Genomic DNA, 10,899 nt, shown 5'->3' on the forward strand with positions numbered 1-10,899 from the left:
TACCGGCCTGCGCGATCCCTTGTAGGAGCGCACTTGTGCGCGACCGCAGCGCCGGGGTGTACCGCTCCGTAGGCTCGTCGCGCACAGGGTGCGCTCCCACAAAGAGCCGATCGGAACCAGCCTGCGCGATCCTTTGTAGGAGCGCACTTGTGCGCGACCGCAGCGCCGGGATGTACCGCTCCGTAGGTTTGTCGCGCACAAGTGCGCTCCTACAACAGGTCCCGGCAACGCCAGTGCACTTCACTTTCCCCTCCGTCGGGAAGCTGCCCAGCCCGTGCGCCCTACCCGACCAGCCACGGATCCCTGGCCCGTCGCGTTCGCTTCAGGCTGTTTGAGGCAGAATCACTGCACTGACTAGGAGTCTTGTCGCGTCATGTCTTCGACGGGTTATTCGCTGCGCGCCACGGTCGTCGACAGCCTGCTCACGGCCAAGCGACCTGACGTGCCGGTGCGTGTGGTCGTGCGCAACACCGCGGCCGTGGTGCTGCCGCTGGCGATTGGCATACTGACAGGGCATCCGGGCATCGGGCTGGGTATCGGCGCTGGCGCGCTGGACACCATGTTCTCGGACCAGCCGGGACCGTATCGCCAGCGCATGACGCGCCTGCTGCTGGCATCGCTGGCGGCCGGCCTGGCCTCGCTGATCGRCTTTCTGATCGGCGACCAGTTGATACCCATCCTGGTCGCCACGGCGGCGTTCGGATTTTTCGGCGGCCTGCTGGTGGTGTTTGGTCCGGACATGGCGCGCGTGGGCATGACCAGCATGATCCTGCTGGTGGTCACGGCCGCCACGCCACGACCCTTGGCCGAAGCGCTGGGCGCCTCGGCCCTGATCTTTGCCGGCGGCCTGCTGCTGACCCTGTTTTCCGTGGCGGCCTGGCCGCTGCAGCGCTATCGCCCTGAGCGGCACGCGCTGGCCGCGGTCTATCGCGGCTTGTCGACGCTGGCGCGCCAGCAGGAACACGACGACGCCGACGTACCCGCGCTCACCGACGCCATGACCACGCTGCAGCACACGCTGCTGGGGCGGCACCACGCGCGCGGCCGCGCGATGGAGGCGTTCGGCGTGCTGCTGGAACTGGCCGAACGCATCCGCCTGGAACTCACCGCGATGGCGGAGTTGCGCGCCAATGCCACCATCCACGCCATGTTCCGGGGCGACGCCGCGCGCGTGCTCGGGGCCATTGCAGACGCTCTGGAGCTTGCCGAATCGCCGCGCCAGGCCGAGCACGCCCTGCAGACCTTGCAGGCGAGCGAGAACGCCCTGCTTGGCAACGGCGGGGACGCCGATGGCCTGGCCACGCATATCCATGCTTTGTCTGGTCAGCTCGCTGCCGCGGTGCGCAATGCCAACTGGGCAGGCAGCCGCGGTGAATTGCGCGCGGCCGCGGCGGAGACGCCGCTACCGACGGCACTGCGCAGCAGTTCGGCGCGCGCCACGCTGCGTGCCAATCTCACGCCGCATTCGGTGGCATTCCGGCATGCCGTGCGCACCGCCGTGACACTCACCGCCACGCTGTTCGTTTCGCGCGAGCTCGGCCTGCCGCATGGCTATTGGCTGCCGATGACCGCGGCCATCGTGCTGCGTCCGGATTTCGCCGCCACCTTCAACTTTGGCCTGTTGCGCGTGGTCRGCACCATCCTGGGCCTGTTGCTCACCACCGCCCTGCTGCATTTCACGCCGCATGACATGTGGGCGCATCTGCTGTTGATGGCTGTGCTGTGCATGGGTTTTCGCTATCTGGCCACCGCGCACTACGGCATCGCCGTGGCGGCGCTTACCGGCACCGTGGTGATCCTGTTGTCGTTCGAAGGCGTCAATTCCAGCGATGCCGTGCTCGATCGCGTGATCAACACCGCGCTCGGCAGCGGCATGGCCTTGCTCGCCTATGTGCTGTGGCCCACCTGGGAACGCGCGCGTGCGCGTGCGGCGCTATCGGACATGCTCGATGCCTATGCCGATTACCTCAACGCGCTCGCCCATCCCGAACGCCGCGATCACCGCCGGGAAGCACGCACTGCCGCACGCACGGCACGCAGCAATGCGCAGGCCTCGCTGGACCGCATGCGCGCGGAACCGGCCACGCCGGCAACCCTGCTGGAACTGGCCAACGCGCTGTTCGCCAACGGCAATCGCCTGGCCCGCACGGCGATGACGCTGGAGGCGCTGATCGATGATCACCACAGCCTGCCGGAAACGGCGGAAATGTGCGCGTTCGTCGACCACAGCGCCAAGGCTCTGCATGAAGTCGCTTCGGCCTTGCGCACGCAGCGTGCGCCGGAGCAGCTGCCCGATCTGCGCGGCCTGCAACGCACCCTGGCTGCGCTGCTCAACATGGCGGAAGACCGCCAGGCCGCCGAGCTGCTCGCGCGCATCAGTGATCGGCTGGTGGATAACGTGAATACGCTGGCGCATATCACCGGACGCAGCCATAGCAAGTCGACGGCGACGGCCTGACCGAGCGAGCCACACCTTGTGGGAGCGCACCCTGTGCGCGACGGCCCAGCGAAGAGGYRGCGGYGMRGCTCCGCGGTCGCGCACARGGTGCGCTCCCACACGGGTTACGCTTTACGCCCCGACGCGCCGGCGCACGGCATCGATATCCCGCACCGGCCGCACTTCGATGCGACCCGTGCGCGCCCACGGAAATTCCGCGGCGATGCGCACGGCCTCGGCCATGTCGGCCGCCTCGATCAGGTTGAAGCCGCCGAGGTATTCCTTCGCTTCGGCAAACGGGCCGTCCATCACACTCATGGTGTTGTCGCGCATGCGCAGCGATTTCGCCTGGGCCGGCGGTTCAAGCTGCATGGAATCGAGCAGATGGCCTTCGGCGCGCAGTTCGTCGGCATGGACGAAGCAGCCGTGCATCATCGTGTCGAACTCACCCGGCGGCAGGGCCTCGAGCAGGCTGTCGTCGTTATAGATCATGACCAGAAACTTCATGTTGCCTCCGATGGCTGCGGACGTCGTCGCGCTCGCCATCATGCCGCCAGCCGTGACGGCTTGCATGTGCAATCGGGCCTAAGTTCAGCCGGCAGGAATCTCGCCACAGCTGAGTCGGGCCGCCCGCCCCCCCCGGACGGCGTTTTACGCTGCACCGCGCCGAGACGGCACCGCGCCCCTGACTTACACTCGGCGCATGCTCAAAATCGACACGCACGCCCATATCCTCCCCCGCGACTGGCCCAACCTCGCCGCCAAGTTCGGCGACGAGCGCTTTCCGGTGATGATCCACAACGACGGGCGCCATCGCATCTACAAGGATGGCAAGTTCTTCAGAGAGGTATGGGACTCGGCGTTCGACGCACAACAGCGCATCGACGACTACGCCCGCTTCGACGTCAGCGTGCAGGTGGTCTCCACCGTACCCGTGCTGTTCTCGTATTGGGCGCCCGGCTATCAGGCGCTGGAACTGCACCGCCATCTGAACGACGAGACGGCGCGCATCTGCAACGACCATCCGCGTCACTACGCCGGCATCGGCACGGTGCCGCTGCAGTCGCCCGACCTGGCCATCCGCGAGCTGGAGCGCTGCATCGACGAACTGGGCCTGCAGGGCGTGCAGGTCGGTTCGCACTGCAACGATTGGAACCTGGACGCCCCCGAACTGTTTCCCTTCTTCGAGGCAGCCGCCGACCTGGGCGCCGCGGTGATGGTGCATCCCTGGGACATGATGGGCGCTGCCAGCATGCCCAAGTACTGGCTGCCCTGGCTGGTGGGCATGCCGGCCGAACAGTCGCGCGCGGCCTGCTGCCTGGTATTTGGCGGCGTGCTGGAGCGCCTGCCGCGGCTGCGTGTGATGCTGGCCCATGGCGGCGGCAGCTTCCCGTGGACCATCGGCCGCATCGAGCACGGCTTCCGCATGCGCCCCGACCTGGTCGCCACGGACAACCCGCGCAATCCTCGCGAATACCTGCAACGCCTGTTTTTCGACTCCTGCGTGCACGACCCGGCCGCCCTGCGCTATCTCCTGGATGTGACAGGGGTCGATCGCGTGATGCTGGGGACCGACTATCCTTTCCCGCTGGGGGAGYAGCATCCGGGCAGCGGCATCGAGTCACTCGGGCTCGACGACCACGACMGCGCGCGACTCTTCCACGGCACCGCCCTGGAATGGCTGGGGCTGCCGCTGCAGCGTTTCGAACCTCACCCTCACGCACAGGAAAAGGCATGAGCTTGTTCCGCACTTTGGTTATCGCCGGCGCCCTCGTGTTGGCCGGAACCGCCCACGCCGCTGATGTCAGCATGGCCGGCGGCAGCGTCACCTTCAGCACGCCCGACCAGTGGATGGGCATCATGGAAACGCAGGGCGATCCGGAAGTACGCGTGTTCCAGGTACCCGACCCCTCGCCCAACGGCGCCAGCAGCCTCGCCCGTATCAGCGTCACGGTGAAGCAGGTGGGCAATGCCGGCGAGTTCCAGCAGTACGTGAGCGGCGCCATGGGCAAGGCCAAGGCCCTGACCGGCTACCAGGCCGCCAGCGGCGGCACGCCGGACAACTTCGTCTATACGGCGCAGGAAAACGGCGCGCAGTACAGCTATAGCGAGCGCTACTGGTTCAAGGACAGCCATGCCATCCAGCTGCGTTGCGTGCGTCCCGCGCAAGGCCAGGCCGGCGCAGCGTGGCGCGCTGCGTTCGACAAGGGCTGCGACGCCATCGCCGCACGCATGAAGTAAGTCGTCATCCACGTCGTGCCCGCGCTGGGCGCGACGCTTCAGCAAGAGATTCCCGATGTCCGCTCCGTTCGAAGCCACCCTCGCCTGGGCGCAGACCCAGGATGCCGCCGATCCGCTGCGCGGCTTCCGCGACGAATTCCTGATACCCAGGCACGAGGGCCGCGACGGCCACTATTTCTGCGGCAATTCGCTGGGCCTGCAGCCGCGTGCCGTGCGCCCTGCGCTGAGCGCCGAGCTCGACTCCTGGGCCGATCAGGCGGTGGAAGGCCACTTTCGCGGCGACTTGCCGTGGATGGATTATCACGAGTTCGTGCGCGACGACCTCGCCAGCGTCGTGGGTGCGCAGCCGTCCGAAGTGGTGGCGATGAACACCCTGGGCGTGAACCTGCACCTGATGATGGTGAGCTTTTATCGGCCCACGCCGGAGCGGCACGCCATCCTGATCGAAGCGGGCTCGTTTCCCACCGATCGTTATGCGGTGGAATCGCAGGTGCGTTTCCATGGCTACGATCCGGCCACCTCGCTGATCGAGCTGCAGGGCGACGAGGCCAACGGCGTGATCTCGATGGACGCCATCGAACGCGTGCTGGCCGAACATGGTTCGCGCATTGCGCTGGTGATGCTGCCGGGCGTGCAGTACCGCACGGGTCAGGCCTTCGACCTCGCTGCGATCACGCGTCTGGCCAATCGCCACGGCTGCATGGTGGGTTTCGACCTGGCGCATGCCGTGGGCAATCTGCCGCTGCAGTTGCACGACAGCGGCGCGGATTTCGCCATCTGGTGCAGCTACAAATACCTCAACAGCGGCCCGGGCGCGGTCGGCGGCGCGTTCGTGCATGAGCGCCACGCACGCACCACCCTGCCGCGCTTCGCCGGCTGGTGGGGACACGACAAAACCTCGCGTTTCCAGATGGGTCCGCAGTTCGTGCCCACCTATGGCGCCGATGGCTGGCAGCTGAGCAATCCGCCGATCCTCGCGCTGGCGCCGCTGCGCGTGTCGCTGGAAATCTTCCGCCGCGCCGGCATGGGCAGGCTGCGCGAGAAATCGCTGCGGCTCACCGCTTATCTGGAATGGCTGGTGCAATCCCAGTTGAGCGACGTGCTGGAAGTGGTGACGCCGAGCGATCCGTCGCGTCGCGGGTCGCAGCTGTCCATCCGCGTGCTCGGTGGCCGCGCCCGTGGTCGCGCACTGTTCGATGATCTGGTGGAGCACGGCATCATCGGCGACTGGCGCGAGCCCGATGTGATCCGCATTTCGCCGACGCCGCTGTACAACCAGTTTGCCGACTGCGTGGCGTTCGTCGAAGCCACGCGCCGCTGGGCGCAGCGCGGCTGATCAGGCGGCGCGGCGCATGCCGCGCCATGTCGTCGCGTCGAGCGCAAAGGCCAGCACGCACAGGACCAGGGCGACGCAGCACACGCCTGTCCATCCCGCCGCAGCCCATGCGCTGCCAGCAACGACTGCGCCCCCGCCACCACCGATGAAGAACACGCCGACGAACAAGCCATTGAGTCGGCTGCGCGCGGCCGGATCAAGCATGTTGATCGCACGCCGCCCCAGCGTCTGATCACCGATGGCGCCGGCATCGATCACGATGGCCGCCAGCACCAGCAGGCCCAGCGCCAACAACGGATGTTGCATCACATTCATGCCGAACCAGCCCGCGCCAGCGATCCCAGCAAGCACGAAGCCTGCTGTCGCCACGACGTGAGAGATCGGCATGCCCACCGCGCTATGACCGCGATCGCCCGCCTTGCCTGCCAACGGTGCCACCACCGTGCCGGCCACACCGGCGAGAGCGAACCACGCCAGGCTGCGGCTATCGAGTAGAAACGGTGCCTGCACCAGGCGCAGCGCGATGCCGGTCCAGAATGCACTGAAGGCCGCCATCATGATCGCCGCCGAGACAGCGTAGCGACGCAACACCGGTTCATCGCGCCACAGCGTCCACAGCGACGCGATCAGCCCGCGATACGAGGTATGCACCGGCGGCTGTCGCCGCGGCAGCGCGAACCACAGCGCCAGGGCGAGCAAGCCGTCGAACACGCCTAGCAAGCCGTAGCACGCACGCCAGCCCCACGCGCCTTCCACCAGGCTGGCGAACGGACGCGACAACAGAATGCCGAGCATCACGCCGCTCATTACGTTGCCCACGGCGCTGCCGCGATGCTCGGGCCTCGCCATCGCTGCGGCCAGCGGGACCAGGATCTGGATCGCGCACGACGTGGCCCCGGCCAGGCACACGGCCAGCAACAACCACCACGCCTGCTGCGCCAGCGCCGCAGCGCCCAGCGCCAACGCGCAGGCCAGCAGCGTGATCGTGGTCAGGCGACGGTTCTCGAACAGATCCGCCAAGGGCACGAGGAACAACATGCCGACGGCGTAACCCAGCTGCGGCAGCATCGCGACCAGGCCGGTGAGCGACGGGCGCAGGTGCATCGCGCGCGCCACCGGGCCAGCCAGGGGCTGCGCCGCCGTGAGGTTGATGATGATCACGCCCACCGCGAAGGCGAACAGCAGGGTCAAGGGCGTGGTGAGCTCGGAGGGCACCTCGTTGGGCACGGCATCGATACGGCGTCGGGAGAGGTATTGCATGYCTGGGCCTTGCCAATCGATAGGCCTGCGATGCTAAATACCCTGGCATCATGATGACAGTGAATAATCATCATAGTTTTCATGCGCACTTCGCATACTTGGCAGGATCATCGGGCATGAACACGCGGGATGTCAGGGCGTTTATCGCGGTCGTGGACACCGGCTCCATCGTCCAGGCGGCAGCACAACTGCACCTCACCCAACCCGGCGTGACGCGTCGCGTGCAAAGCCTGGAGGCCTTGCTGGGCATCGAGTTGCTGGATCGCCAGTCCAAGCCCCTGCGCCCGACCGCGGCGGGACGCGAGATCTACCAGAAGGGTCGCGACCTGCTGCACGCGGAAGCCGACCTGCTCGCGCTGGCACGCGCCGACACCGAGCCTTCCGGCGAATTGCGGCTGGGCATGCCACCGTTCCTGGCGGAGCGCGCACTCACCACGCCGATCGACCTGCTCCGCTCGCGCTATCCCGGCCTCGCGCTGCGCATACATTCGGCTTGGTCGCCCGGCCTGGTTGAGCAGGTGGAAACAGGCTTGCTGGATGCTGCTGCCGTGGTGCTGTCCGAGCACACGCCGCCACCGGCGAGCATGACCACCCACGCCTTCGATCGCCAACCCTTGCGCATCGTCGCCGCACCTTCGCTGGGCCTGCGTGCGCGCGCCACGCTCAAGGATCTCGCTGAGTTTCCCTGGGTGCTGAGCCAGAACGGTTGCGGCATGCGCTCCACCCTGCGGCGAGCCATGGAAGAACGCGGACTGCCGTGCAACGTGGGTGTGGAAGCGTTCGGGGCGGATCTGCAGCTATCCCTGGTCGCGCGTGGCGCAGGTATCGGCATCATCACGCCCGATCTGTTGGCCGCGAGCAGTTATCGCAGTCAATTGAAGCTCGTCACCGTCACCGACTTCGAGCTGGACATGATCGCCTGGCTGGTTCACCGCGCCCTGCCACCCCGCCTGGAAGCCCCCGTTGCCCTGTTGCTGGAGCAGCTCAAGGCAGTGATGTCGYGGCGGCCGAAATCGCGTTGAACGCCAAGGGCAGACGGACGTCCATCCATAAGGCATGGATGCGAGGACTGGTCGGTTGAGCCATGATGGCCGCATCCACGACAAGGAATGGCCATGCGCAACGCACTGCTCGTCCGTCTGATCGGCCTGATCGCCCTACCGATGGCCGCCTGCCTGGCCTATGCCCAAACACCTGCCGCCATCCCCTCTGGCGACGAACTGACCCGCACCATCGCTTCGCTCGACAGCAAGGTCTTCGACGCCTACAACCACTGCGACCTGAAGACCTTTGGCGAGTACTTCAGCGATGACGTCGAGTTCTACCACGACAAGGGTGGGCTGATGACCTCGCGCGACGCCATCGTCGATGCGACCCGGCGCAATATCTGCCACAAGGTGCGCCGAGAACTGGTCGGCAGCATCGAGGTGTATCCGATCAAGGATTACGGCGCGATCGAGATCGGTACCCACAAGTTCTGCCAACTTGAGTCCGGCAAGTGCGAAGGCATGGGCAAGTTCTTCCATATCTGGCGCTACCAGAATGGTCGGTGGCAGCTGACGCGCGTGGTGAGTTACGACCATCGGCCAATCGAGCCTGCGAAGTAAGCGCCCCCTCTCCCCTCCCCTGTGGGAGCGCACCCTGTGCGCGACTGACCTTGCCTCAAGTCCCAGTCGCGCACAGGGTGCGCTCCCACAATTTAAGGGATACGGCTCTCCGGGTGCCGCACCTGCCCTTCCCCACGCACCACAAATCGCTCGATCGTGAGCGACTCCGCGCCCATCGGCCCGTACGCATGCAGGCGCGTGGTGGAGATGCCGATCTCCGCCCCCAGCCCCAGCTGCCCGCCATCGGAAAAACGCGACGACGCATTGACCATCACCACCGCCGAACGCAGTGACTGCACGAAACGCTGCGCCGTCGACGCATCGCTGGTGGCAATGACCTCAGTGTGATCGGAGCCGTAGCGGTGAATATGCGCGATCGCCTCATCGAGACTGTCCACGACGCGTAGCGCGATGATCAGGTCGAGGAATTCGGCCGCGTAATCGTCTTCGCCGGCAGGATTCGCTTCGGGCACCAGCGCGCGGGTCGCTTGATCGCCGCGCAACTCAACGCCACGTTCGCGCAGAGCAGCTGCAGCCCGAGGCAGGAAGGCGTCTGCCACATCGCGATGCACCAGCACCGTCTCCAGCGCATTGCACACGCCGGGACGCGACGTCTTGCCATCGATCAGCAGATTCAAAGCCAGCGCCAGATCGGCAAGGCGATCCACATACAGGTGACACACGCCCTTGTAGTGCTTGATCACCGGCACGCGCGCGTGCTCGGTCACGAAGCGGATCAGGCCCTCGCCGCCGCGCGGGATGGCGAGATCGACCAGATCGCTCAACTGCAGCAGCGACACCATCGTCTCGCGGCTGAGATCTTCCACCAAGGTGACGGCCGCCGTCGGCAAGCCGTGCGCGCCGAGCGCCTCGTGCAACGCGGCAGCGATGGCGCGATTGGATTGGATGGCTTCGGAACCGCCGCGCAGGATCACCGCGTTGCCAGCCATCAGGCACAACGCCGCAGCATCGGCGGTGACGTTGGGACGCGCTTCGTAGATCATCGCGATCACGCCAAGCGGTATGCGCACGCGCTCCACAGTGACGCCATTGGCAAGCGTCTCCTGTCGCGTGACGACGCCCACCGGATCGGGCAGCTGCGCCACGTCGCGCAAGGCCTGGGCGATACCGGCAACGCGGGCCGGGTCGAGCCGCAGGCGATCCAGCATGGCACCCTGCAGGCCTTTGCCGGCGGCGTGTTGCATGTCCTGCGCATTCGCGCCAAGCACCTCGTCTATGCGGCGCTCAAGCGCACCCGCCATGTCATTCAACAGTGCGCGCTTGGTTGGCGTATCGAGCATGGCCAACGCCGGCACCGCGTCGCGGCAGGCCAGCGCCAACGAACGGATGTCGCTCATGCGTCGATATCTCCGGTGGTCTCGATGTCTGCCGTGGTGGCGAGATCATCACGATGCACGATTTCTGCGCCGTAGCTGTAGCCCAATACGGTTTCGATGTCGCGGCTATGTCGCCCTGCCAGACGCTTCACTTCGCCGGCGCCGTACTGGCTCAGCCCCCGCGCAATCGCACGCCCCTGCTCGTCGACGATCTCGACCAAGTCACCCCGATGGAAATCGCCGTTCACAGCACGCACTCCGCCCGGCAAAAGGGACGCTCGCCCACCGGCAAGAGCACGTACCGCACCGGCGTCCACCTGGATGCCTCCCGGGGCCGCGGGTGCATGGCGCAGCCAGTATTTGCGCGCCTGCATGCGACTGCGCCCAGCGGCAAAGAAAGTACCGTGTAGTTCACCGTTGGCGAGCGCCTGCACCGCGACCGGGTTGCGGCCACTGAACAGCGCCGTGGGGATGCCTGCAGCGCCGGCCTTGGACGCCGCCTCAAGCTTGGTGTGCATGCCACCCGTACCGACCGCACTACCGCTGCCGCCCGCCATGGCCAGGATCTCGGGGGTCAGCGCTTCCACTCTCAGGACGGGCAACGCTGCGGGATCGCGGCGCGGATCGGCCGTATAAAGCGCATCGATATCGGAAGCAATCAGCAGCAGGTCAGCGTCGACC

General features: G+C 66.5%; 10 protein-coding genes. 6 read left to right on the top strand and 4 right to left on the bottom strand.

What is annotated here, in order from left to right; genetic code table 11:
- The first annotated feature begins 373 nt into the window (after nt 1-373).
- Nucleotides 374-2,458 (top strand): FUSC family protein, encoded by a 2,085-nt coding sequence (locus AC1DMG_RS15865; RefSeq protein ID WP_477180746.1) that lies wholly within the window; start codon nt 374-376, stop codon nt 2,456-2,458.
- A gap of 111 nt (nt 2,459-2,569) precedes the next feature.
- Here AC1DMG_RS15865 and AC1DMG_RS15870 read toward each other — a convergent pair whose 3' ends face one another.
- Nucleotides 2,570-2,944, bottom strand: a complete 375-nt coding sequence (locus AC1DMG_RS15870; protein ID WP_121881800.1) for a YciI family protein — start codon at nt 2,942-2,944, stop codon at nt 2,570-2,572.
- A 196-nt stretch (nt 2,945-3,140) separates the two neighbouring features.
- Here AC1DMG_RS15870 and AC1DMG_RS15875 point away from each other — a divergent pair, with 196 nt between their 5' ends.
- Genes AC1DMG_RS15875 through kynU form a run of 3 tightly spaced genes read left to right on the top strand, consistent with a single transcriptional unit; the run spans nt 3,141 to nt 6,014 of the window.
- Entirely contained in the window at nt 3,141-4,175 is a 1,035-nt protein-coding gene (locus AC1DMG_RS15875) for an amidohydrolase family protein (protein ID WP_477180747.1), read from the top strand.
- Nucleotides 4,172-4,678, top strand: a complete 507-nt coding sequence (locus AC1DMG_RS15880) for a hypothetical protein (RefSeq protein WP_441604291.1) — start codon at nt 4,172-4,174, stop codon at nt 4,676-4,678. Before AC1DMG_RS15875 ends, AC1DMG_RS15880 begins: the two co-directional genes overlap by 4 nt.
- A 55-nt stretch (nt 4,679-4,733) precedes the next feature.
- Nucleotides 4,734-6,014 carry a kynureninase gene (kynU, locus tag AC1DMG_RS15885; protein WP_441604292.1) on the top strand — a complete coding sequence of 427 codons (1,281 nt, stop codon included), beginning with the start codon at nt 4,734-4,736 and terminating at the stop codon, nt 6,012-6,014.
- On the opposite strand, the gene AC1DMG_RS15890 is transcribed toward kynU, so the two are convergent.
- Nucleotides 6,015-7,274, bottom strand: a complete 1,260-nt coding sequence (locus AC1DMG_RS15890; RefSeq protein ID WP_441611097.1) for an MFS transporter — start codon at nt 7,272-7,274, stop codon at nt 6,015-6,017.
- 116 nt (nt 7,275-7,390) lie between these two features.
- Here AC1DMG_RS15890 and AC1DMG_RS15895 point away from each other — a divergent pair, with 116 nt between their 5' ends.
- On the top strand, nt 7,391-8,296 hold the full coding sequence (locus AC1DMG_RS15895; protein ID WP_477180748.1) for a LysR family transcriptional regulator: 906 nt from the start codon (nt 7,391-7,393) through the stop codon (nt 8,294-8,296).
- Nucleotides 8,297-8,389: 93 nt separating this feature from the next.
- Nucleotides 8,390-8,881: a nuclear transport factor 2 family protein gene (locus AC1DMG_RS15900; protein WP_441604295.1), complete on the top strand. Its 492-nt coding sequence runs from the start codon at nt 8,390-8,392 to the stop codon at nt 8,879-8,881.
- Nucleotides 8,882-8,973: 92 nt separating this feature from the next.
- Here the strand turns inward: AC1DMG_RS15900 and AC1DMG_RS15905 are convergent, their stop codons facing one another.
- Nucleotides 8,974-10,239 (bottom strand): glutamate-5-semialdehyde dehydrogenase, encoded by a 1,266-nt coding sequence (locus AC1DMG_RS15905; protein ID WP_441604296.1) that lies wholly within the window; start codon nt 10,237-10,239, stop codon nt 8,974-8,976.
- Nucleotides 10,236-10,899: glutamate 5-kinase (gene proB, locus AC1DMG_RS15910; RefSeq protein ID WP_477180749.1), on the bottom strand; the 664-nt coding region annotated here is incomplete at its 5' end. The genes proB and AC1DMG_RS15905, both read right to left, overlap by 4 nt.

Source organism: Dyella sp. 01N36 (assembly GCF_056399745.1).

Bases quoted from the DNA above. Each gene is read 5' to 3' on its own strand.
- AC1DMG_RS15870 (WP_121881800.1), bottom strand. From the start codon at position 2,944: ATGAAGTTTCTGGTCATGATCTATAACGACGACAGCCTGCTCGAGGCC.
- AC1DMG_RS15880 (WP_441604291.1), top strand. From the start codon at position 4,172: ATGAGCTTGTTCCGCACTTTGGTTATCGCCGGCGCCCTCGTGTTGGCC.
- kynU (WP_441604292.1), top strand. From the start codon at position 4,734: ATGTCCGCTCCGTTCGAAGCCACCCTCGCCTGGGCGCAGACCCAGGAT.
- AC1DMG_RS15890 (WP_441611097.1), bottom strand. From the start codon at position 7,274: ATGCAATACCTCTCCCGACGCCGTATCGATGCCGTGCCCAACGAGGTG.
- AC1DMG_RS15900 (WP_441604295.1), top strand. From the start codon at position 8,390: ATGCGCAACGCACTGCTCGTCCGTCTGATCGGCCTGATCGCCCTACCG.
- AC1DMG_RS15905 (WP_441604296.1), bottom strand. From the start codon at position 10,239: ATGAGCGACATCCGTTCGTTGGCGCTGGCCTGCCGCGACGCGGTGCCG.